The organism is Pseudomonas retamae, from assembly GCF_043496865.1.
Taxonomy (GTDB): domain Bacteria; phylum Pseudomonadota; class Gammaproteobacteria; order Pseudomonadales; family Pseudomonadaceae; genus Aquipseudomonas; species Aquipseudomonas retamae.
In genome coordinates, this window is record NZ_JBIEIL010000004.1 from 296,859 (window position 1) to 320,824 (window position 23,966).

Here is a 23,966-nt window from a genome sequence, read left to right on the forward strand (position 1 = left end):
AGTGCGAAATCGGGCATCATTGGGCACACTGGCAGTCTGACTTTTCACATCCAACCTGACTGAGAGGAACGCTCATGGTTCTGCGCTCGGAAATTCTGGTGAACAAAAACGTGCTTCCAACCAAAGAACAAGCCCTGCCCGGCCGCGAAACCGCGATGACCCTGCCTGAAAAGCATTTCGTCTTCGAAGACACCCCACTGCTCGGCCCGTTCTTTCAGGACGTCGACTTCGCCATCTTCGGCCTCGGCTGCTTCTGGGGTGCAGAACGGCGCTTCTGGCAGCGCGAAGGCGTGGTCAGCACGGTGGTCGGCTATGCCGGCGGCTTCACGCCGAACCCGACTTACGAAGAAGTCTGCTCAGGCCTGACCGGTCACGCCGAAGTGGTACTGGTGGTGTATGACAAGGCCAAAATCAGCTACGAAGAACTGCTGGCGATGTTCTGGGAATTGCACAACCCGACTCAAGGCATGCGCCAGGGCAACGACATCGGCACACAGTACCGCTCGGTGATCTACGCAACCTCTCCGGAGCAACTGGACGCCGCACTGAAAAGCAAAGCGCTGTACCAGGCGGAACTGGCGAAGGCCGGGCTGGGCGAAATCAGCACCGAGATCGATCAGGCGCCGACCGTGTATTTTGCCGAGGCGTATCACCAGCAGTATCTGGCGAAGAATCCTGAAGGTTATTGCGGGATTGGCGGCACCGGAGTGTGTATGCCGGCAAGTTTGGCGGGCAACTAACGCCGACTGATCGTTCCCACGCTCCGCGTGGGAATGCAGCCCGGGACGCTCCGCGCCCCAACAGCGGACGCAGAGCGTCCATTGAGGCATTCCCACGCAGAGCGTGGGAACGATCAATTAAAGCTGCGAGCGGCAAGCTTCAAGCTGCAAGTGCTGTGTTCGCTTCAGCTGGTAGCTTGTAGCTTCATTCCGCTATGAGCCAATCCATCTGCCAGCCACCCTGAGTCTGCCCCAGTTTTTTCGACAACCATGGCAGCAACTCACGCAGCTCTTCCTCCAGCCCCCACGGCGGATTGGCAATCGCCAGGCCCGAGCCGTTCAGGCTGTTCGGCGTATCCAGCGGATGCACCAGCAGTTCCACGCGCAACAACTTCGGCGCACCGGTGCCGGCCAGGTCCTGATAGAACCGCCGCAACGCGCGCTGATCCTTCACCGGGTACCAGATCGCCGCCACGGTTTGGCGCATGCGTCCGATCGCTTCTTTCATCGACGCTGCGCAGCGCTGCATTTCATCGAGCTGTTCAAACGGCGGATCGATCAATATCACCGCGCGCTTTTCCTGCACTGGCAACATCGCCCGTGCGACATGCCAGCCTTCGCCCAGATGCACCTTCACCCGACGATCACCGGCCATGTTGTCCTTGAGCAGCACACCGTCTTCAGGGTGTTTCTCATTGAGCATCACCCGATCCTGTTGGCGGGTCAGACGCCGCGCCAGCTCCGGCGAACCGGGGTAATAGCGCAACTGGCCATCGGGGTTCATCTCATGCAGCACTTTCATGTAGTCAGCGGTCAGCGCCGGCAGGTCCGGCTGATCCCACAAGCGCGCGATGCCTTCCAGGTACTCGCCGGTACGATTGGCCTGATCGCCCTGCAAGTCGTACAGACCGATGCCGGCATGCGTGTCGAGATAGGCAAACGGCTGCTCCTTGCGCGACATCAGGGCGATGAGGCGGGTCAAGGTCAGGTGTTTGAACACATCGGCGTGATTGCCGGCATGGAAGGCGTGACGATAATTCATGGCTGCTCCTGCGAAGGGCGCAAAGTTTACCTTTTACCGCGTGGCAAGTCAGGGGTTGGCGGCCGAGCGGACAAAAGCCTGCCCCTCACCCCGGCCCTCTCCTCGAGGGAGAGGGACTGACGGTGCTGATCTTGCGAGTTACATCGACCTGAAAAATCAGCGTGATCTCAGGCCTGGCCAAGCGAAGATCAGCGCAGAAGTTGCAGGTTGGCGTACGTCACCCATAGAACTCGGTCAGTCCCCGAACACCACCCAGGCATGACCAAGCGAAGTTCACCGCTGAAGTCGCAAGTCGGCGTACACCATCCAGACAACTCGATCAGTCCCCTCTCCCTCTGGGAGAGGGCTAGGGTGAGGGGCTTTGCTTTTATGGCATTGAGCGCAAGCGCGAGCCGATCACATCCAGCACATCGCAGCCATCACGCAACGGGATCACGCAGAGCCGGGCGAAGTCGCTGAGGATGACGGAGTCGCATTCGACCGAGCCGCGCATGCACATGTTTTCCAGGACCTGAATCACGGCGCGCAAACGGTGATTGGCGGCGTCCATGAGGATGTCGAGGGGGACGTGGGTGTCGATGAACAGGGTCGGCATGTCGCTGCAATTGTCGGTCAGCGCCATGAAGCGGTTGTCCGGGTGAGGGATGATTTTTTTGTAGGGCGGAGCTGGTTTAAGCGTCGTCATATTTTGTGCCTCTGCTGATTAAATGAGGCTACCGATGACCTTCCTACAGGTTTGGGTGGCAGCCGTACGCGAGAGTAGGAAACTGAGGAACCAGCCAAAACTCAGCTACGCCGAAGCGTTCCCGCGCACAGCCGCCGCGAAAGATGTTGCGGACACGAATTGCGTGCGCAATCAAACGTAATGGCTGGTGCACGGTAATTCCAAAGGGTTCCTACACCCTGTCACCACTCCCGCAGAGACAACGAAAAGACTATCCCTGCAACCCACCGCCCACCAGTTCACGCAATCCGCCGCACTTCGAAGGAAATCTCCGAGGCCATTGCCCCGAAATGTCACTCCAGCTCTGCCAGCAAATACGCCAGCAACGCCGATTGCGAAGAATCTTTCGACATTGGAAGCTGAAAAAACTGCCCGACCTTGCAGCGCAAAACGGCCTCGGGAAAGGCTTCATATATCGCCGGGCTTTCTTCGCTCAGCCACTGCAACGCATTGGCCATGCGAACAGCATTGCCCTCCTTCGCCAGCACCGATTCCGGCACCCGCCACCACGGAAATACCTTGCCCGAGATCTGCGCCGCGCCACCGATGTGCAGCGACTGGCCGTTGATCAGAGCGCGACTGACCAGCGGAAACAGTTGCCGTGCATCCACCTCATCGGCCTGCAGAATCGGCAACAGGAAGCGCCCGTCCCAAAAGCGAAAGAACACCGTTTTGCCGTTCGGCATCAGCACTTGTGTCAGGCTGCGGAAATGTTTGATAAGCACCTCCAGACTTGCCGAAGACACCACCAGCCAACCCCAATCGCGCGACTCGGTGTCGGCGACCCAACGCAAAAACTCACTGTCGACGCTGACAATTCCTACGCAAGGCATCACCGCGTCCCACTCGACATAGATCGTGTCAGTCCATAAAGGAATCGCCACATCGAGCCAGTCCCGGGGCGGCTTCGCTCCGCTGGCATGACTGAACACCGCGAATAATTGCTCACCGGCCTGCAATGGCGCGTGCGCCAGCCAATCGGCCGGTGTCAGGAAGTCAGGCTGCACAGACACCGTCCTTGCAGCGCTCACACTCTTCACAGAATGGCGCATCGCCTTTGAAGCTCATGATTTGTGCGGCGGTCAGCACAGCAGCCGGCGCGGCGGCAAGTTTCTCCGGCAACCCCGGCACGACCGGCGCGGCGCTCAGCGCTGCCATCGGCGCGCCACCCACCACGATCGGCACGCTGCTGAAAATCCCGCCGGGACCGATGTTGATCCACTGCCCGCCTGCCTGAATCGTCGCGCTCGCGCCGCCATCGATGACCACTTGCTGGCCAGCGCTGACGTGGAATTGAGCGCTGGCGCTGAGCGTTTGACTGCCAACACGAATATGCCGCTCGCCACTGACGGTCAGATGATCGTCCTGCCTGACCTCAGTCTGCCGCTGGCCGTGGGTGATGCGCTGTTCATCGGCCTTCAGCTCGTGCCGCGCGGTGCCGGTGACGACGATGCTGCGCTGGTTATCAACCTGCACCTGTTGATCGTTCAACACATGCTGCGTCCAGTTACGCTGGGCGCGCAGATAGATTTCCTCAGCGCCTTTCTTATCCTCGATGCGCAGTTCGTTGTAGCCGCCACCGCCGGGGCTGCTCTGACTGCGGAAAATGCTACGAGTCATGTCCGCCGGCAGATCCAGCGGCACCGGCGTCGCCGCGTTGGGCAGACAACCCATCACCAAAGGCTTGTCGGCGTCGGCATCGATGAAACCGACCAGCACCTCCATGCCGACCCGCGGAATCATCACGCTGCCGTAACGGTCATGGGCCCAATTGGTCGCAACGCGCAGCCAGCAACTGGAGTGCTCGTTCATTTCACCGTCGCGATCCCACGCCAGTTGCACCTTGACCCGACCGTACTCGTCGCAGTGAACTTCACTGTCTTTCGGCCCGGTCACCACAGCGGGTTGATAGCCGAGCATGCGCGGCTTCTCCGGCCCCAGCGCCGGGCGGAAGAACACGTCCCACGGTGTGGCGAGAAAGGTATTACGGTAACCCTGGAAGCCTTCGCCATCGCTGGTCACCGATTCCTCCAGCACCTGCGGCTGGCGGCCGTGGTGCTCGACGGTGGTCAGCAACCACAGATCGTTCCAATCCAGACGTGGATGCTCGGTCAGTTGCAGGAAATGGCCACAGACCAGCGCAGATTCATCGCTGATGCCTTCGGCCAGACGATAATCGGCGATATGGCGTTCCAGTGCCCGTTGAGCAAGGTGCTTGCCGGTTTCCCGGTCGGTGAAACTGGCGGGGAAGTGATAATCCTCCAGCACTGGACGCTGTTCGCTGTCGACACGACTGTGCAGTTGCAGGTGCGGCTTTTCGAAGTTGTAGTCGCGCCGGGTGACGACGCTGGTGCGGGTCTGCACGCGCACGTTGAAACGCTGCACCGCCGACGCCCCAGCCGACATGCCGCTTCCCGGCAGGTACAGCGTCGGTTCGGGCAGACGCGCAAATACCGTCTGGTCATCGCCGAACACCAGCAGATGGCCCTGCGGGCTGTGCTGAAAGTGGTAATGAATGCCGACCTCGGCGCACAGCCGCTGAATGAACGCCAGATCACTTTCGGCGTACTGCACGCAGTATTCACGCACCGGGTATTCGCTGCCGAGGCGAAACGCAAAGGCATCGCGCAGGATCGAGTGATCCTTGAGCACCCGCGCGACAATTTGCGGCACCGTCTGATGCTGGAAAATCCGCTGATTGATGCGGTGCCCAAGATAGGCCAGCCGCGGCACCAGACTGACGTGATAGCGCGTCAGACGCGTACCGGAATCGCCCTGCCCGACCTGATCGATCTGACCGTGAATACCGTGACCGTCAGCATCGAAACTCAGAAACGCCTGCGCGTGCAGCAGGCTTTCGAGGTCCAGATCCGGCCGTTCGCTGACCAGTTCCAGCTCGAAACGATAGGGTTGGCTGATGGCTTCCTTGCCCGTGAACTCAAGCACTTTGAACTCATGCCGGGCGCCTTCGAGGGTCAACGTGAAACGCGGTTGATTGGCAGGCGCGAACATCCGATGTCTCTCTGCAGTTTGAGGGCGGGCGATTCTGCATGAGGGGCAAGGGGTGTTGGACGGGTGACGAGAAAATCAGATTTGCCCTACTTGCCTTGGCGACAAAACCTTGAAAACTGACGCCTTCGACTACAGACAAATCCCTCAGCAACACCACTGAACCCTGTGGGAGCGAGCCTGCTCGCGAAAGCGATCTGTCAGCCAACATTTCCATCGACTGACACGACGCCTTCGCGAGCTGGCTCGCTCCCACATTGGATCTCCACATTCTTCCGAGAAAATCACAGGCACAAAAAACGGCCCGTCTCCTTTCGGAAACGGGCCGTTTGGTGTGAGCCGAAGCTCAGCGCATCACTTGTTCAGATGGAAATCCTTTTCCGCTGCCTGGAAGCGCTCGACCATGCCGCGGGTCGGCTCGCCGGCCTTGCTGACAAAGTAGATCGCCAGGCTGGCGAAGATGAAGCCCGGGATGATTTCGTACAGACCCAGCAGTTCGAAATGCTTCCACACCACCACGGTGACGGCACCCACGATGATGCCGGCCAGTGCGCCGTTGCGGGTCATGTCTTTCCAGATCACGGAAATCAGCACCACCGGACCGAACGCAGCACCGAAACCAGCCCAGGCGTAGGACACCAGGCCCAGTACGCGGTTTTCCGGGTTGGCGGCCAGCGCGATCGCGATCAGCGCAACCAGCAGGACCATGGCGCGACCGACCCAGACCAGCTCCACCTGGGAGGCGGATTTACGCAGGAAGGTTTTGTAGAAGTCTTCGGTCAGGGCGCTCGAGCACACCAGCAATTGGCAGCTCAAAGTGCTCATCACCGCAGCCAGAATCGCCGACAGCAGGACACCGGCAACCCACGGATTGAACAGGATCTTGGCCAGTTCGATGAACACGCGCTCAGGGTTTTCGGTGACCGCGCCAGCCACTTCCGGGTGCGCCGAGAAGTAAGCGATACCGAAGAAGCCCACGGCCACGGTGCCGCCCAGGCACAGGATCATCCAGGTCATGGAAATGCGACGCGCCTTGGCGATCGATTTCACCGAGTCCGCAGCCATGAAACGCGCAAGGATGTGCGGCTGACCGAAGTAACCCAGACCCCAGCCCATCAGCGAGATGATGCCGATGAAAGTGGTGCCTTTGAGCATGTCGAAGTTGCTTTGATCCTTGGCTTCAATGGCCAGGAACGTGGTGTCGACGCCGCCGGTGGCCAGCAGGACGATGATCGGCGTAAGGATCAGCGCGAAGATCATCAGCGTGGCTTGTACGGTGTCGGTCCAGCTCACCGCGAGGAAGCCGCCGATGAAGGTATAGGCAATCGTTGCCGCCGCACCGGCCCACAGCGCCGTTTCGTAGGACATGCCGAAAGTGCTTTCGAACAGACGGGCACCGGCGACGATGCCGGAAGCGCAGTAGATGGTGAAGAACACCAGAATCACGATCGCCGAGATAATCCGCAACAGGCCGCTCTTGTCTTCGAAACGGCTGGCGAAGTAGTCCGGCAGGGTCAGGGCGTCGCCGTTGTGCTCGGTCTGCACGCGCAGACGGCCGGCAACGAACAGCCAGTTCAGGTAGGCACCGATGACCAGACCGATGGCGATCCAGCTTTCGGACAGACCGGACATGTAGATGGCGCCCGGCAGGCCCATCAGCAACCAGCCGCTCATGTCGGAGGCACCGGCAGACAGCGCAGTGACGACGCTGCCGAGGCTGCGACCACCGAGAATATAGTCAGAAAGGTTGTTGGTGGAGCGATAGGCCATCAAGCCGATCAGCACCATTGCTGCGATGTAGATCACGAACGTGATCAGGGTTGGATTGCTTACGCTCATTGAGTTACGCCCTGGCTTTGTTTTTATGTAGCGGCGGTGATGAACCGCACGCAAACGACGACGTTTGGCAGACGATCCGGGATCCCGCGCATTTATGACTGATGTTTCCCCAGGAAAGCCATCAGCCGGTGCATCGGATTGAATCCGGTTGCACCTTGGGCGCGAATGCTATGCAACAAATCAAATGAGGTGCAACCAATTTCATGAGAATAAGTTGCACCCAGTCGGAATTACCGACAATCGCCGTGTTTTTGCTCCCTTTTGTAGCAGTCATGGCCCTTTGCTAGAAGCAAAAGCACCAAGCAGGAGCAGTAGTTTCGTCGCGGAATTTATTTCCTGACGAGTTGCGGTTTTTTCCGACAAAAAAGGGTTGCACCCGGTTGCACCTCATTCGGCGCACGGCTAATCTTGCCGCCAGCTGATGCCACGCAACTGTGGCAACCATGAGGATAAAAATATGGCTACCACCACCCTTGGGGTCAAACTCGACGACCCGACCCGCGAACGCCTGAAGGCTGCCGCAACCTCGATCGATCGCACGCCGCACTGGCTGATCAAGCAGGCAATTTTCAATTACCTGGAAAAACTCGAGGGTGGTGCAACCCTGACCGAGCTGAACGGTTTGACCGCTAAGGACGCCGACGATGCCGGTGAAGTCCATACCGATCACGCCCACCAGTGCTTCCTCGAATTCGCCGAAAGCATCCTGCCGCAATCGGTGCTGCGCGCCTCGATCACCGCTGCTTACCGTCGCCCTGAGCCGGAAGTGGTGCCGATGCTGATCGAGCAGGCACGTCTGCCGGCAGCGATGGCCGAAGCCACCAACAAGCTCGCCGCCACCATTGCGGAAAAACTGCGTAACCAGAAAAGTGCTGGCGGCCGCGCGGGCATTGTTCAGGGTCTGCTGCAGGAATTTTCCCTGTCGTCTCAGGAAGGCGTGGCACTGATGTGCCTGGCCGAAGCGCTGCTGCGTATCCCCGACAAGGGCACTCGCGATGCACTGATCCGTGACAAGATCAGCACCGGCAACTGGCAGCCGCACCTAGGCAACAGCCCGTCGCTGTTCGTCAACGCCGCAACCTGGGGCCTGCTGCTGACCGGCAAACTCGTCTCGACGCACAACGAAGCCGGCCTGACGTCGTCGCTGAGCCGCATCATCGGCAAGAGCGGCGAGCCGATGATCCGCAAGGGCGTCGACATGGCCATGCGCCTGATGGGCGAGCAGTTCGTCACCGGCGAAACCATCGCCGAAGCCCTGGCGAATGCGAGCAAGTTCGAAGCCAAGGGTTTCCGTTACTCCTACGACATGCTCGGTGAAGCGGCGCTGACCGAACTCGATGCGCAGAAGTACCTGGCGTCGTACGAACAAGCCATTCATTCGATCGGCAAAGCTTCCCACGGCCGTGGGATTTATGAAGGCCCAGGCATCTCCATCAAGCTCTCGGCACTGCACCCGCGTTACAGCCGTGCGCAGTACGAGCGCGTGATGGACGAGCTGTACCCGCGCCTGCTGTCGCTGACCCTGCTGGCCAAGCAATACGACATCGGCCTGAACATCGACGCCGAAGAAGCCGACCGTCTCGAACTGTCGCTGGATCTACTCGAGCGCCTGTGCTTCGAGCCGCAACTGACCGGCTGGAACGGCATCGGTTTCGTCATCCAGGCTTACCAGAAGCGTTGCCCGTACGTCATCGACTACGTGATCGATCTGGCACGCCGCAGCCGTCACCGTCTGATGATTCGTCTGGTGAAAGGCGCCTACTGGGACAGCGAAATCAAGCGCGCCCAAGTCGAAGGCCTCGAAGGCTATCCGGTCTACACCCGCAAGGTGTACACCGACGTTTCCTACATTGCTTGCGCACGCAAACTGCTGTCGGTGCCGGAAGCCATCTATCCGCAGTTCGCCACGCACAACGCCCACACCCTGTCGGCGATTTACCACATCGCCGGTCAGAACTATTACCCCGGCCAGTACGAATTCCAGTGCCTGCACGGCATGGGCGAACCGCTCTACGAACAAGTTGTAGGCAAAGTCGCCGAAGGCAAGCTGAACCGTCCGTGCCGTGTGTACGCACCGGTCGGTACCCACGAAACCCTGCTGGCCTATCTGGTGCGTCGCTTGCTGGAAAACGGCGCAAACACCTCGTTCGTCAACCGCATCGCCGACCAGTCGATTTCGATCCAGGAACTGGTCGCCGATCCGGTGGCGCAGATCGAGCAGATGGCGACCGTGGAAGGTGGTTTCGGCCTGCCGCACCCGCGCATTCCGCTGCCGCGTGACCTGTACGGTGCCGAGCGCGCCAACTCCAGCGGCATCGACATGGCCAACGAACATCGTCTGGCCTCGCTGTCCTGCGCCTTGCTGGCAACTGCGCACAACGACTGGAAAGCCGCGCCGATGCTCGGCTGCGCGTCGAGCAACGAAACGCCGGCCGCGGTGCTGAACCCGTCGGATCATCGCGATGTGGTCGGTCACGTTCAGGAAGCCACCGTCGAGGACGTCGACAACGCCATCCAATGCGCGCTCAACGCCGCACCGATCTGGCAGGCCACACCACCGGCCGAACGCGCAGCGATTCTGGAACGTGCCGCTGATTTGATGGAAGGCGAGATTCAGCCACTGATGGGCCTGTTGGCCCGTGAAGCTGGCAAGACCTACGCCAACGCCATCGCCGAAGTCCGCGAAGCGGTCGACTTCCTGCGTTATTACGCGGTGCAGGCACGCAACGATTTCAGCAACGACGCCCACCGCCCACTGGGCCCGGTGGTGTGCATCAGCCCGTGGAACTTCCCGCTGGCCATCTTCAGTGGTCAAGTCGCTGCGGCGCTGGCTGCCGGTAACCCGGTACTGGCCAAACCCGCCGAACAGACTCCGCTGGTGGCCGCTCAAGCCGTGCGCCTGCTGCTCGAAGCCGGGATTCCGGAAGGCGTGCTGCAGTTGCTGCCGGGTCGCGGTGAAACCGTCGGTGCCGGTCTGGTGGGTGATGAGCGCGTCAAAGGCGTGATGTTCACCGGTTCCACCGAAGTTGCCCGACTGCTGCAACGCAACATTGCCGGGCGTCTCGACAGCCAGGGCCGTCCGATCCCGCTGATCGCCGAAACCGGTGGCCAGAACGCGATGATCGTCGACTCCTCGGCGCTGACCGAACAAGTGGTAATCGACGTGGTGTCGTCGGCCTTCGACAGCGCTGGTCAGCGTTGCTCGGCGCTGCGGGTCCTGTGCCTGCAGGAAGATTCCGCCGATCGTGTCATCGAAATGCTCAAAGGTGCCATGGCGGAAAGCCGTCTCGGCAATCCTGAGCGCCTGTCTGTGGACATCGGCCCGGTGATCGATGCCGAAGCCAAGGCTGGCATCGACAAGCACATCCAGGCCATGCGCGACAAAGGTCGTACCGTGTATCAGGTAGCGATCGCCGACAGCGAAGAAGTCAAACGCGGCACCTTCGTCATGCCGACCCTGATCGAGCTGGAAAGCTTCGACGAACTGCAGCGCGAGATCTTCGGCCCAGTGCTGCACGTGGTGCGCTATAAGCGCAAAGAACTGGATCAACTGATCGGCCAGATCAACGCATCCGGTTATGGCCTGACGCTGGGTGTACATACGCGCATCGACGAGACCATCGCCAAGGTGATCGACAACGTCAACGCCGGTAACGTCTACGTCAACCGCAACATCGTCGGTGCCGTGGTCGGCGTGCAGCCATTCGGCGGCGAAGGCCTGTCGGGTACTGGTCCGAAGGCCGGTGGCCCGCTGTACCTGTACCGTCTGCTGTCGACACGTCCTACCGACGCCATCGAACAATCCTTCGCTCGCGGTGATGCCGTCGTCGCGCCGGACGTTCGCTTGCGCGACGCCATGAGCAAACCGCTGACCGCGCTGAAAGCCTGGGCAGAAAGCAACCAGTACGCTGATCTGAGCACTCTGTGCGTGCAGTACGCTGCGCAATCGCAGAGCGGCATCACCCGCGTACTGGCCGGCCCGACCGGCGAGCGCAACAGCTATGCCATCCTGCCGCGCGAACACGTGCTGTGCCTGGCCGACGTCGAAGGCGATCTGCTGACGCAACTGGCCGCGGTATTGGCGGTGGGCGGTTCGGCGGTGTGGCCGGAGTCCGACATCAGCAAGGCCTTGTTCGCACGCCTGCCAAAGGAGATTCAGGCGCGGATCAAACTGGTTTCCGACTGGAACAAGGACGAAGTGGTATTCGATGCGGTTCTGCATCACGGCCACTCCGACCAGTTGCGCGGCGTCTGCCAGCAGATCGCCAAGCGTGCCGGTGCGATTGTCGGGGTTCAGGGCTTGTCCCAGGGCGAGACCAACATTGCGCTGGAGCGTCTGGTGATCGAGCGCGCGTTGAGCGTTAACACCGCTGCGGCGGGTGGTAACGCCAGCCTGATGACAATCGGCTGATACCGTTAAACCGGGCAGCCGCAATGGCTGTCCGAAACGCAATTCCCTGTGGGAGCGAGCCTGCTCGCGAAGAAGGAGTTTCAGTCGACATCACTGTTGCCTGATTCACCGCTTTCGCGAGCAGGCTCGCTCCCACAGTGGTTTGTGGTGTTTGTTAAGTCGGCGCTCGGCTCCAACATCACCGCCATCAATCATCCTGTTCAGCCTCTATTCCCGCGCCTTAGACTCGGCCCAACCTCCTTTTCAGGTAAGCCACCATGTCCGAGACGCTGCTCAGTTCCCGCAATCTGGCTTTCGAGCTGTATGAAGTCCTCGATGCCGAGGGCCTGACCCGGCGTGAGCGTTTTGCCGAGCACAACCGTGAAACCTTCGACGCCGCCATCGGTACCGCGCGCAGCATCGCCGAGAAGTACTTCGCCCCGCATAACCGCAAGGGCGACGAGAACGAGCCGCGCTATGAAGACGGTCGGGCGATTCTGATTCCCGAAGTGAAACCGGCGGTGGATGCCTTCCTCGAAGCCGGATTCCTTAACGCCGCGAGAAGTTTCGACGCCGGCGGCATGCAACTTCCTACACTGCTATCGCAAGCGTGTTTCGCACATTTCCAGTCGGCCAACGCGGCGTCGACCTCTTACCCGTTCCTGACCATGGGTGCGGCGAACCTGATCGAAAGCTTCGGCACCGAGGAGCAGAAGCAGCGCTTCCTGCAACCGATGATCGATGGACGCTTCTTCGGCACCATGGCCCTGACCGAGCCGCACGCCGGTTCGTCGCTGTCGGATATTCGCACGCGAGCCGAGCCTGCGTCCGACGGCACGTATCGCCTCAAGGGCAACAAGATCTTCATTTCCGGCGGCGACCATCCGCTGTCGGAAAACATCGTACACATGGTCCTCGCCAAGCTTCCGGACGCCCCACCAGGGGTTAAAGGCATCTCGCTGTTCATCGTGCCGAAGTTTCTGGTCAACGACGACGGCAGCCTCGGCCAACGCAATGACGTGCTGCTGGCCGGGCTGTTTCACAAGATGGGCTGGCGTGGCACCACGTCCACGGCGTTGAATTTCGGCGATAACGGCGAGTGCGTCGGCTATCTGGTGGGCAAGCCGCATCACGGCTTGAGCTACATGTTCCAAATGATGAACGAGGCGCGTATCGGCGTCGGCATGGGCGCGGTGATGCTCGGTTATGCCGGTTACCTGTATTCGCTGGAATACGCCCGCGAACGCCCGCAAGGCCGGGTGCCGGACAGCAAGGACCCGACCACCGCACCGGTGGCGATCATTCAGCACGCGGATGTCAGACGCATGCTGCTGACGCAAAAGTCCTACGTCGAAGGTGCCTTTGACCTCGGCCTGTACGCCGCGCGCCTGTTCGATGACACCACCACGCTGGAAACCGAAGCCGAGCGCAAACAGGCCCATGAGTTGCTGGATCTGCTCACGCCGATCGTCAAATCCTGGCCCTCAGAGTTTTGCCTGAAAGCCAATGAACTGGCGATTCAGATTCTCGGCGGCCACGGTTACACCCGGGAATACCCGGTTGAGCAGTATTACCGCGACAACCGTTTGAACCCGATTCACGAAGGCACCCACGGCATTCAGTCGCTGGACCTGCTCGGGCGCAAACTGGCGCAGAACGGCGGCGCAGGCTTGAAACAACTGATCCGCCTGATCGCCACGACCGCCGAACGGGCAACCGCGCATGAAACGTTGACCGCGCTGCGCGAGCCGCTGGAAAAACTCGTGGCGCGCCTGCAAACCGTGACCCTCGGTTTGCTCACCGATCTGGCGCAGGGCAAGGTCAACAGCAGTCTGGCGAACTCAGCGCTGTACCTGAAGGTGTTCGGGCACACGGTGATTGGCTGGCGCTGGCTGGAGCAGGCGATTCGCGCCGAAGAAGGTCTGGCCAAGGGTAATGCGGCGGACGTCGATTTCTATAAAGGCAAGTTGCAGGCCGCGCGGTATTTTCTGACGTGGGAAGTGCCGGGTTGCCAGCATGAGCTGGACTTGCTTGAGGCGCGGGATGATACGTGTCTGGGGATGCGGGAGGCGTGGTTCTGATCGAGGACCGCATGTGCCCTGGCCCTCACCCCAGCCCTATCCCGGAGGGAGAGGGGGCCGAACGGGGGATGCTTGATACTTCGTCGATCTGAAAGAGGCTCACCGAATCCATAATCGACCAGCGCTCTCAGGTCGATGTATAGCGCAAGACACCTCGGTCAGTCCCCTCTCCCTCTGGGAGAGGGTTAGGGTGAGGGGCTTTCCAGCCTCAGCACTCAGCTCAACTTGAACCCACCCATCTGCCGCGCCAGATCATCCGCCAGCGTCTGCAGCATGCGGCAATCCTCCCGACACGCGCGAACCTCCCCCGCTGTCGCCCGGGCCAGATCGGAAATCCCCTGCACGTTGCGATTGATCTCTTCGGTTACCGCCGACTGCTCTTCGGTCGCCGTCGCCACTTGGTGGTTCATGTCGCTGATGCGCTCGACCTGTCCGGTAATCGCCGTCAAGGACGCGCCGGTGCGCTGGCTCGATTCAACCCCGGTGCCGGTCGCTGCCTGCCCGGTGCGCATCGACGACACGGCGTTTTCCGCGCCTTGCTTGAGGCTGCCGATCATCAGCTGGATTTCATCCGTCGAGGCCTGGGTGCGACGCGCCAGCGTTCGCACTTCATCGGCTACCACTGCAAAGCCGCGACCCATATCCCCAGCGCGCGCGGCTTCGATTGCGGCATTGAGGGCGAGCAGATTGGTTTGCTCGGACACACCACGAATCACCGCCAGCACCGAATCGATGGACGCGACCTGCTGCGCCAGCTCACCGACCGCGCCCGCCGCCACGCCGATCTCGTCGGACATGCTTTCAATATGCCGGATCGAGCCGCCGACCACTTCCCGCGCCTGCAGCGCTTCGTCGCGGGCGGCTTGCGAGGCGAACGCGGCGTTGCCGGCGTTCTGCGCGATTTCCTGTACGGTCAGGCCCATTTCGTGGACCGCCGTGGCGACCATATCGGTCATTTCCTGCTGACGACCGGAGCGCTCGGCGGTGTTCTCCACCACTTTTGCCACCTGACCCACGGCAGTGCGCAGGTTCTCACTGGTGGTCAGCACCTCGCCGATCATCACGCGCTGACTGTCGAGGAAGCGGTTGAAGCCGCGCGCAAGGTCACCCAGTTCATCGCCGCGGCTGGAATCTAACCGCTGGGTCAAATCTCCACCACCGCTACCGATTGCTACCAGCGCCGCTGTTACCTGACGAATCGGTCGCACCAACCCTCGCGCCAGCCAAACGATCAATGCGAGGCAGACCAACGCCACCAGCAGACCGATACCGCCGCTCATCCACATGGCTTTACGCGCTTCGGCGTAGATCTGCGACTGCGGCACTTCGGCCACCAATGTCCAGCCAAGATCGCGCAGCGGCAGGCTGAAGGCGAGGAAGTCTTCGCCGTCCCGCTGGAAGCTGCTGTTGACCGCATTCTTATGGCCCAGCAGCGCTTGCGCTGCATCGGTGCCGATCTGCTCGCTCAAGGTGCGCTTGCCGCTGAACTGTGCCTCGGGATGCACCTGAATCAGACCGTCGGAACGCACGAGATAGACCTTGCCGCGCTCGCCGAAGCTGAAGTTGTGGATCAGCTCCGACAGCTCTTTCATGCTCAGCCCGAGCCCGGCAACGCCCACCACTTTGCCGGCCTGCTCGACCTTCAGATCGATGAACAATGCCAGCTCACCGGTCGCGCCATCGTTATCGATATTGAGGGTGCGCGGCTGATCGCTGTCGAGAAAGGCATAGAACCAGGCATCCGTCGGCTTGTCCCGGCTAAGGGTCCGATCCAGGCCTTTTTCGGTGATGTAGTGATTGCTTTCGGTGCCGATGATCAAAGCAGTAAAAGCTTTGTGTTCGGCGCGGATACCTTCCAGGTATTGCGCGAAGCCCGCGAGTTTGCCGCTGTCTTCGCCTGCCGCGAGCCAGTCGCGGACCATCGAATTGCTGGCGATGTCCTTGGCCGCCGTCAGCGGCTGCACGAGGATGCGTTCGATATCGTTGCGCGTCGCTTCAATGCTCGACGGCAGCGCTTGTTCGACCAGATAGGACTGGGCGAGGCGATTGACCACCAGGGTATAAATGCCAACCACGATCAGAATGCTGAACAGCAGGGCTGCGCCCATGCCGAGAATCAGCTGCCATTGAATACTGCGTCGCCACCACTGCATGGAGCACCCCCAAAGAATAAGTGGCTGAAACACTGCAACAGCCGTGCCGATTGTATACAGCGCAATCGACAATCTATTCTTTGGTTGTGCCCAACAGCCTCAACCCTGATTGATGGTCTTGGCGATGGTGTCGACCGTGGCGCTGACTTGCTCTTGATAACGGTCGAGTTCTTCCTGGTGCTGCTTCTTCATTTCAATCTGCTGCGAGCACAGATTCATCGCCGCCAGCACCAGCAAGCGGTCGCCGATCAGGGTCGGGTATTTGCGCTTGGTGTCTTCCAGGGTGGCCTTGAGCATCATGGCCGCGTCCAGCAGGGTCTGTTCTTCCCCGGCCGGTGCCTTGATCGAATAGTCCTCCCCGAGAATGGAGATGACTTTTACCCCTGCTGTGCCGTGGTTCATGCGCTGACAGGGCCGGCGTTGACGCGATCAACCAGTGCCTGGATGCGGGCAGCGGTGGCGCCGTGTTTTTCTTCCTGCTCCATCAGGTTCAGTTGCAGGCTTTCGTTTTCATCCTTGGCCTGGGCCAGTTCCGTGGACAGGGTCTGGTTGGTCTGCGCGAGGGTCTGGTTCTGTTGCACCAGGTCGCTGACGAGCTGTTCCAATTGGCTGAGGGATGCTTCCAACATTTTGATCTTCCAAGCGTTTTTCAAAGGGCGCGTACGATAAAGAAAAGTCACCACGGATGCCAGGGTTAAACCGGCGCAAGGCCTTGATTTTCCTGGCGGCTGACCGTTCCCGCGAGTTTAAAAGACTGTGATCTGCCGATCTGGTTCCTGCACTTCGTCGCCCCGCCACCGCTGCGACAAATACGCACACCGCCTCAAGACTTTAGTCGTATGACCGATAAGTCAGCCATACAGCAGCTCAACCCGCATGGATGCGGCCCTTTTCGGTATCCGCCCATGTCCCTTCGCAATATGAATATCGCCCCCCGGGCGTTCACCGGTTTCGCCCTGATCGGCGGCTTGATGTTGATTCTCGGCGTCTTCGCCTTGAATCAGATGAGCAAGATCCGCTCGGCGGGCGAAGACATCGCCAACACCAGTGTGCCGTCGATCAAGGCACTGGATGATTTCACCCAGTTGACCCTGCGTTTGCGCGTGTTGTCGTATCGCTTGCTGATCAACCGCGAAGCAGACGTGCAGCAGAAAACCATCGAGCTGTTCGACATGCGCAACCGCCAGATCACCGAGGCGCAACGTGCTTACGAGCCGCTGATTTCCAGCCCGGAAGAACGCTCGGCGTACGATCAGTATGTGCAATTGCTGACGCAATACCGCCAGCTCGAAGAGCGGATGAAAACCCTCTCGCGCAACAACCAGATCGACGCGTTGCAGCAACTGCTCAACACCGACCTGCTGGCCAATTCGGAAGCGGTGAACACCGCGCTGGCACGCTTGCTGGACATCAATACCCAGCAGATCGCCGACATCGATCAGGGCGCCAAGGACCAGTATTCGATGTCTTTCAATCTGGTCGTCACCCTGCTGCTGATCGCCTCCGGCCTGACGCTGCTGTTCGCCTGGCTGCTGACCGTGAGCATCACCAAGCCGATCGCCAATGCACTCGATGCGGCGGAAACCATCGCCGAAGGCAACCTGACCCAGCCAATCCATGTCGATGGCAGCGATGAGGCCGGGCGTCTGCTCGCGGCCATGGCGAAGATGCAAGCGAAACTGCGCGACACCCTGCAGCGCATCTCTGGTTCGGCCACCCAGCTTGCCTCTGCCGCCGAAGAGCTGAACAGCGTCACCGACGAAAGCGCCCGGGGCCTGACCCAGCAGAACAACGAAATCGAACAGGCGGCCACCGCGGTCAACGAGATGACCAGCGCGGTGGAAGAGGTTGCGCGCAACGCCGTCAGCACTTCGGAAGCCTCGAAAAATGCCACCACATCGGCTGGCGACGGTCGCGATCTGGTGCAGGAAACCGTCAGCGCCATCGAACGCATGAGCGCCGATGTGCAGAGCACGGCGTCGTTGATCGGTGATCTGGCCAATGAGTCTCGCGATATCGGCAAGGTGCTCGACGTGATTCGCGGCCTGGCGGATCAGACCAACCTGCTGGCGCTGAACGCGGCGATCGAAGCGGCCCGCGCGGGCGAGGCCGGGCGTGGTTTTGCGGTAGTCGCCGATGAAGTGCGCGCACTGGCTCATCGCACGCAACAGTCGACCAGCGAGATCGAGCGGATGATCGGCAGCATCCAGAGCGGCACCGAACATGCCGTCGACTCGATGCGCAACAGCACCGAGCGCGCCGAATCGACGCTGAACATCGCCCGTGGTGCCGGCATGTCGCTGGACACCATCAACAGCGCCATCGTCGAAATCAACGAGCGCAACCTGGTGATCGCCAGTGCCGCCGAAGAGCAGGCACAAGTGGCGCGCGAGGTCGATCGCAATCTGGTCAACATTCGTGATCTGTCGGTGCAATCGGCGACCGGGGCGAATCAGACCAGCGCGGCGAGCAATGAGTTGTCGCGACTGGCGCTGGATCTGAACAACATGGTTGGGCGGTTCAGCCTTTAAGGTCAAAAGCTCACCCCCTCACCCCAGCCCTCTCCCCCAAGGGGCCGAGGGGGAAAGGGAGCAGATCGGGGCTTTCTCAAAAGCTGAGTTCGACTCCGGTCTGTCAGGCCGGCGTGATCCGCACAAACACCGCGGTCAGTCCCCTCTCCCTCCGGGAGAGGGCTAGGGTGAGGGCAGCAGTCGCCCGCCTGACGCAAATCCCGATGCCTCGCTGAAAAAGCTTTTTGACAGCATCACATTTCAACAGGTTAGAATCGCTGGCACGCAGACTGCATGGTCAGTTTGTGCCCCGTCTTTACGCTTCTGGAGTACTGCCTTTGAATGCGACGACCATCAACAGCCTGTTCTTGATCGGCGCGTTGCTGGTAGGCGCAAGTATTCTGGTCAGCTCACTCTCCTCGCGTCTCGGCATTCCGATTCTGGTGATCATCCTCGCGGTCGGCATGGCCGCCGGGGTCGATGGCGGCGGGATCATTTTCGATAACTATCCGACGGCCTATCTGGTCGGCAACCTCGCGCTGGCGGTGATCCTCCTCGACGGCGGTTTGCGCACGCGGGTGTCGAGTTTCCGCGTGGCGTTATGGCCGGCCCTGTCGCTGGCCACCGTCGGCGTATTGATCACCACCGGGCTCACCGGCATGGCCGCAGCGTGGTTGTTCGACCTGAACCTGATTCAGGGCCTGCTGATCGGCGCCATCGTCGGCTCGACCGACGCCGCAGCGGTGTTTTCGCTGCTCGGTGGCAAGGGCCTGAACGAACGGGTCACCGCCACGCTGGAAATCGAGTCCGGCAGCAACGACCCCATGGCGGTATTTCTCACCGTCACCCTGATCGACATGCTCGCCAGCGGCCAGACCGGCCTGCACTGGAGCCTGCTGACTCACCTGATCCGCGAATTCGGCATCGGCGGCGTGATCGGCCTCGGCGGCGGCTGGGTGATGCTGCAACTGGTCAACCGCATCAACCTGGCGACCGGTCTGTATCCGATTCTGATGATCGCCGGCGGGCTGGTGGTATTCGCCCTGACCAACGCCTTGCACGGCAGCGGTTTCCTCGCCGTTTACCTGTGCGGCCTGGTGATCGGCAATCGTCCGGTGCGCAGTCGTCACGGCATTCTGCACATGCTCGACGGCATGGCGTGGCTGGCGCAGATCGGCATGTTTCTGGTGCTGGGGTTGCTGGTCACCCCGCACGATCTGCTGCCGATCGCCGTGCCTGCGCTGGGTCTGGCGCTGTGGATGATTCTGTTCGCGCGACCATTGTCGGTGATGGTCGGCCTGCTGCCGTTCAAGGCTTTCCATGGGCGCGAAAAAGCCTTTATTTCCTGGGTCGGACTGCGTGGTGCGGTGCCGATCATCCTCGCGGTGTTCCCGCTGATGGCCGGGCTGCCGAATGCGCAGCTGTATTTCAATCTGGCGTTCTTCATCGTGCTGGTGTCGCTGCTGCTGCAAGGCACGAGCCTGCCGTGGGTGGCGAAACTGCTGAAGGTGACGGTACCGCCAGAGCCCGCGCCGATTTCCCGCTCGGCACTGGAAGTGCATGTCACCAGCGAGTGGGAGCTGTTCGTCTATAAGCTCGGCGCTGAGAAATGGTGCATCGGTTCGCCCCTGCGCGAGTTGAAAATGCCCGAAGGTACGCGCATCGCCGCCCTGTTTCGCGGTCAGCAACTGCTCCATCCGTCGGGTAGTACGGTGCTGGAAGTCGATGATTTGCTGTGTGTTATTGGCCATGAACACAACCTCGGCGCCCTCGGAAAATTGTTCAGTCAGGCGCCGCAGCGCGGCCTCGATCTGCGCTTTTTCGGCGACTTCGTGCTCGAAGGAGACGCCCAGCTTAAAGCGGTTGCGGCGCTTTATGGCTTGCCGGCCGAGGGCATCGATCCGGACATGACCCTGGGCGCCTTCATTGCGCAGAAAGTCGGCGGTGCGCCCATCGTCGGCGACCAGGTGGAGTGGAACAACACCCACTGGACCGTGGCGGTCATGGACGGGAACAAGATCGGCAAAGTGGGCGTCAGATTCCCCGAAGGAAGTCGCCCGGGCCCCGGGCTCTTCCTCTAAACTGCGTTCACTCTCACTTGCTTGACCGGTCTCTATGCCTACCCTGCGCTCCTTTTTCGCCGCGGCCCTGCTGGGCCTGAGTCTCACTGTCGGCCCGTTGTACGCCGCCGAACCACCGTCCAGCGATGCCGTACAGGCAAACCTCGACAAGCTTGCCGACAGCAAACTGCCGGACGCCGATAAAAAGGCGTTGCAGGGCGTGCTGCAGAGCACCCTCACCCAGTTGACCAATCGCCGTGATTACGAGCAGAAGCTGGTCGATCTCAAACAGCAGCTGGCTACTGCCCCCAAGCAGACCATCGAAAACACCCGCGAGCTGGCACGCCTCAAAGCCACCGCCGTGGTACCCGTGGCGCAGCGCTTCGCCAAGGAGTCGATTGCACAGCTGGAGCAGATCCTCACCGAGCGTTCGACCCAGCAAAGCGACCTGCAAAAAGCCCTGGCCGATGCCAACAGCCTGATCATCACCGCGCAGACTCGCCCCGAGCGCGCCCAGGCAGAAATCTCCGCCAGCCAGACACGCATTCAGCAGATCAACAACATCCTCAAATCCGGCAAGGATGCCGGCAAGACTGTCAGCGCCGAGCAGCGCGATCAGTTGAACGCCGAACTGGCAGCGCTGAATGCGCTGATTCCGCTGCGCCGTCAGGAACTGGCCGGCAACAGCCAGTTGCAGGATCTGGGCAATGCTCAACATGACCTGCTTTCGGAAAAGTCCGACCGCCTCGACCGCGAGATTCAGGAACTGCAAACCCTGATCAACCAGAAGCGTCTGGCGCAGTCGCAGGAAACCGTCACCCAGCAGTCGATCGAAGCGCAGAAGGCCGGTGGCAGCAGCCTGCTTGCCAGTGAAAGCACGACCAACCTCCGGCTCTCCGATTACCTGCTCAAGAGCACCGACCGGCTCAACGAAGTCACCCAGCAGAACCTGCAGGCGAAGCAGCAACTCGACAGCCTGACCCAAAGCGATGCAGCCCTCGACGAGCAGATCAACGTGCTCAAGGGCAGCCTCCTGCTGTCGAAGATCCTCTATAAACAGAAACAGGCGCTGCCGCACCTCAAGGTCGACCGCGACCTGGCCGATCAGATCGCCGATATTCGCCTGTACCAGTTCGATGTCAGCCAGCAGCGCGAATTGCTCAGCAACCCGGCGACCTACGTCGACAACCTGCTGGCGACACAGCCGCCGGAACAGGTCACCCCACAACTGCGCAAGAGCCTGCTGGATCTGGCCAACACCCGCGCCGATCTGCTCGAACGGCTGAACCGCGAATTGAGCGCCGTGCTCAACGAGTCGATCACCCTGCAGCTCAACCAGAAGCAACTGCTCAGCACCGCGCAAAGCCTGCGCGCGACCCTCGACGAACAGATGTTCTGGATCCCCAGCAACAAACCGCTGGACGTCGAATGGATGCGCGGCGTGCCGGAACGTCTGGAGCGTCAGATCAACACCCTGCCCTGGGCATCGAGCCTGAGTGAGCTGGTCGACGGGCTGACCCAGCGGCCGCTGCTGTTCCTGCCGCTGGCGCTGTTGATCGGCGCGTTGCTGTGGCGGCGCAAGAACCTGTATGCGCGGCTGAACAAGGTCCACCAGGACATCGGTCACTTCAAACGCGACAGCCAGTGGCATACGCCGCAGGCGATCCTGATCAACATTCTGCTGGCGATGCCGGTGGCGCTGGGTCTGGCGCTGTGTGGGCTGGCCTTGCAGATCGACGCGCGCGGGCAGAACGCCAACATGGGCGCAGCGCTGCTGCAAATGGGCCAGGCGTGGCTGGTGTTCTACACCGCCTACCGGATTCTGGCGCCGGGCGGCGTGGCTGAATTGCACTTCCGCTGGGAAAAACCGCAGGTCGAATTTCTCCAGGGCTGGATCCGTCGACTCGGCCTGGTGGTGATGGCGCTGGTGACCATCGTGGCCGTCGCCGAACTGCAACCGGCCGCACTGGCCGACGATGTGCTCGGCATGCCGGTGGTGCTGACCTGCTACGCCCTGATGGCGTGGCTGCTCAGCCGCTTGCTGATCGCCAGCCCAACCCACGAAAACACCTCGCTGTTCCGCAAAGCCGTTGGCGTGCTGTTCACCCTGCTGCCGATCGCCCTGTTTGTCGCGGTGTGCTTTGGCTACTACTACACCGCGCTGAAACTCAGCGACCGCCTGATCAACACCCTGTACCTGCTGATGTTCTGGCTGGTCATTGAGGCCACATTCGTCCGCGGTCTCAGCGTTGCCGCACGACGCCTGGCTTATCAGCGCGCGCTGGCCAAACGGCAAGCGGCGAAAGAGGCCGGCGACGGCGAAGCAGTGATCGAAGAGCCGACGCTGGACATCGAAAAGGTCAACGAACAGTCCCTGCGCCTGATTCGTCTGGCCCTGCTCGGCGGCTTCATCGCTGCGTTGTACTGGGTCTGGTCGGACCTGATTTCGGTGTTCTCGTACCTCGACAACATCACCCTCTATGAATACACCAGCGGCACCGGCGCCAACATGAGCATGGTGCCGATCAGCATCGGCGACATGCTCGGCGCGCTGATCATCATCGGCATCACGTTCGCCCTGGCGCGCAACCTGCCCGGTCTGCTTGAAGTGTTCGTGCTGTCCAAGCTCGATCTGGCCCAGGGCAGCGCCTACGCGACTACGACCCTGCTGTCGTATGTGATTGCCGGCGTCGGCTTCGTCTCGACCCTGTCGACCCTTGGCGTCAGCTGGGACAAGTTGCAATGGCTGGTGGCGGCGCTGTCGGTCGGCCTCGGTTTCGGCATGCAGGAGATCTTCGCCAACTTCATCTCCGGCATCATGATCCTCTTCGAACGTCCGGTGCGGATCGGCGACACCATCACCATCGGCAACCTGTCGGGCACGGTGAGCAAGATCCGCATCCGCGCCACGACCATTACCGACTTCGACCGCAAGGACATCATTGTCCCGAACAAAACGTTCATCACCGGCCAGTTGATCAACTGGTCGCTGACCGACACCATCACCCGCGTCACCCTAAAGCTCGGCGTGGATTACGGCTCGGACCTGGATCTGGTCAAGGAACTGCTGCTCAAGGCCGCTCGGGAAAACCCGCGCGTACTCAAGGAACCGGAGCCGCACGTGTACTTCCTCAACTTCGGCGAAAGTACCCTCGACCACGAACTGCGCATGCATGTGCGCGACCTCGGCGACCGCAACCCGGTGCTCGATGAGGTCAACCGCTTCATCAACCGCGAGTTCAAGAAGCAGCACATCAACATCTCGTTCCGGCAGATGGAGGTCTATCTGAAAAATCTCCAGGGCCAGGAATACAAGATGGTGCCGGTGGAGCCGGAGAACAAAACCATCGCGCCGGTCGTCGATGCAGAGAAACCGCTGCCGGAACCGCCACCGAGCAAACTCGACTAACCGCTATGGTCCCAGCAGAATGCTCGGACA

General features: G+C 60.8%; 13 protein-coding genes and 3 pseudogenes. 7 read left to right on the top strand and 9 right to left on the bottom strand.

Annotation, left to right across the window (positions count from 1 at the left end):
• Positions 1 to 74 precede the first annotated feature (74 nt).
• Positions 75 to 740 (top strand): peptide-methionine (S)-S-oxide reductase MsrA, encoded by a 666-nt coding sequence (gene msrA / locus ACGSLL_RS10115; protein ID WP_394505425.1) that lies wholly within the window; start codon positions 75 to 77, stop codon positions 738 to 740.
• Between the two features lie 184 nt (positions 741 to 924).
• Here the strand turns inward: msrA and ACGSLL_RS10120 are convergent, their stop codons facing one another.
• From ACGSLL_RS10120 to putP, 5 genes are all read right to left on the bottom strand, one after another.
• Positions 925 to 1,761: a 23S rRNA (adenine(2030)-N(6))-methyltransferase RlmJ gene (locus tag ACGSLL_RS10120; RefSeq protein ID WP_394505427.1), complete on the bottom strand. Its 837-nt coding sequence runs from the start codon at positions 1,759 to 1,761 to the stop codon at positions 925 to 927.
• A 367-nt stretch (positions 1,762 to 2,128) separates the two neighbouring features.
• The gene (locus tag ACGSLL_RS10125; RefSeq protein ID WP_394505429.1) at positions 2,129 to 2,446 is read right to left on the bottom strand and encodes a hypothetical protein; all 318 of its coding nucleotides are present in this window, start codon (positions 2,444 to 2,446) and stop codon (positions 2,129 to 2,131) included.
• Between the two features lie 332 nt (positions 2,447 to 2,778).
• Positions 2,779 to 3,492, bottom strand: a complete 714-nt coding sequence (locus ACGSLL_RS10130; protein ID WP_394505431.1) for a DUF4123 domain-containing protein — start codon at positions 3,490 to 3,492, stop codon at positions 2,779 to 2,781.
• Complete coding sequence (locus ACGSLL_RS10135; protein WP_394505433.1) at positions 3,482 to 5,497, bottom strand: type VI secretion system Vgr family protein; 2,016 nt, start codon at positions 5,495 to 5,497, stop codon at positions 3,482 to 3,484. The genes ACGSLL_RS10130 and ACGSLL_RS10135 overlap by 11 nt, the downstream gene beginning before the upstream one ends.
• 351 nt (positions 5,498 to 5,848) lie before the next feature.
• Entirely contained in the window at positions 5,849 to 7,333 is a 1,485-nt protein-coding gene (putP, locus tag ACGSLL_RS10140; RefSeq protein WP_394505435.1) for a sodium/proline symporter PutP, read from the bottom strand.
• A 457-nt stretch (positions 7,334 to 7,790) separates the two neighbouring features.
• Here putP and putA point away from each other — a divergent pair, with 457 nt between their 5' ends.
• Positions 7,791 to 11,744, top strand: a complete 3,954-nt coding sequence (gene putA / locus ACGSLL_RS10145; protein ID WP_394505437.1) for a trifunctional transcriptional regulator/proline dehydrogenase/L-glutamate gamma-semialdehyde dehydrogenase — start codon at positions 7,791 to 7,793, stop codon at positions 11,742 to 11,744.
• Positions 11,745 to 12,001: 257 nt separating this feature from the next.
• Positions 12,002 to 13,804: an acyl-CoA dehydrogenase gene (locus ACGSLL_RS10150; RefSeq protein WP_394505439.1), complete on the top strand. Its 1,803-nt coding sequence runs from the start codon at positions 12,002 to 12,004 to the stop codon at positions 13,802 to 13,804.
• Between the two features lie 215 nt (positions 13,805 to 14,019).
• Here ACGSLL_RS10150 and ACGSLL_RS10155 read toward each other — a convergent pair whose 3' ends face one another.
• The 4 genes and pseudogenes from ACGSLL_RS10155 to ACGSLL_RS10170 form a co-directional block, all read right to left on the bottom strand.
• Positions 14,020 to 14,865, bottom strand: coding sequence for a methyl-accepting chemotaxis protein (locus ACGSLL_RS10155; RefSeq protein WP_394505901.1), 846 nt, complete (start codon positions 14,863 to 14,865; stop codon positions 14,020 to 14,022).
• A 21-nt stretch (positions 14,866 to 14,886) separates the two neighbouring features.
• Positions 14,887 to 15,957 (bottom strand): annotated as a pseudogene (locus tag ACGSLL_RS10160) (HAMP domain-containing protein); the annotation flags it as partial.
• Between the two features lie 99 nt (positions 15,958 to 16,056).
• A complete protein-coding gene (locus ACGSLL_RS10165; RefSeq protein ID WP_186619599.1) occupies positions 16,057 to 16,359 on the bottom strand; it encodes a cell division protein ZapA in 303 nt (100 codons plus the stop codon).
• Entirely contained in the window at positions 16,356 to 16,586 is a 231-nt protein-coding gene (locus ACGSLL_RS10170) for a hypothetical protein (RefSeq protein ID WP_007909525.1), read from the bottom strand. The genes ACGSLL_RS10165 and ACGSLL_RS10170 overlap by 4 nt, the downstream gene beginning before the upstream one ends.
• A 342-nt stretch (positions 16,587 to 16,928) precedes the next feature.
• Between ACGSLL_RS10170 and ACGSLL_RS10175 the strand changes: the two are divergent.
• From ACGSLL_RS10175 to mscK, 4 genes and pseudogenes are all read left to right on the top strand, one after another.
• Positions 16,929 to 17,585: pseudogene (locus ACGSLL_RS10175) on the top strand (MCP four helix bundle domain-containing protein); the annotation flags it as partial.
• 303 nt (positions 17,586 to 17,888) lie between these two features.
• Positions 17,889 to 18,488: pseudogene (locus tag ACGSLL_RS10180) on the top strand (methyl-accepting chemotaxis protein); the annotation flags it as partial.
• 317 nt (positions 18,489 to 18,805) lie between these two features.
• The gene (locus ACGSLL_RS10185; protein ID WP_394505442.1) at positions 18,806 to 20,548 is read left to right on the top strand and encodes a potassium/proton antiporter; all 1,743 of its coding nucleotides are present in this window, start codon (positions 18,806 to 18,808) and stop codon (positions 20,546 to 20,548) included.
• A gap of 34 nt (positions 20,549 to 20,582) precedes the next feature.
• Positions 20,583 to 23,936: a mechanosensitive channel MscK gene (gene mscK, locus ACGSLL_RS10190; RefSeq protein ID WP_394505444.1), complete on the top strand. Its 3,354-nt coding sequence runs from the start codon at positions 20,583 to 20,585 to the stop codon at positions 23,934 to 23,936.
• Positions 23,937 to 23,966: the final 30 nt, after the last annotated feature.